Below are 208 nucleotides of genomic sequence, written 5' to 3' on the forward strand. Positions count from 1 at the left end.
ATTTAAAAAAGCAGGTACTTATGATGCTAAACGTGTATTCGGTATTACAACACTCGATGTGATCCGTTCTGAAGCGTTCATTGCTGAGCTTAAAGGCGTTGACGTAGCAAGCGTTAAAGTTCCAGTAATTGGTGGCCACTCAGGCACAACTATCCTACCGTTACTTTCTCAAGTTGAAGGTGTTACTTTCACTGATGAAGAAGTGGCT

Annotated in this window: 1 pseudogene; it reads left to right on the plus strand. The window is 41.8% G+C overall.

What is annotated here, in order from left to right:
- Nucleotides 1–208: pseudogene (locus CWC11_RS20740) on the plus strand (malate dehydrogenase); the annotation flags it as partial.

This window comes from Pseudoalteromonas sp. S3178, from assembly GCF_005886985.1.
In the GTDB taxonomy this organism is placed as follows: domain Bacteria; phylum Pseudomonadota; class Gammaproteobacteria; order Enterobacterales; family Alteromonadaceae; genus Pseudoalteromonas; species Pseudoalteromonas carrageenovora.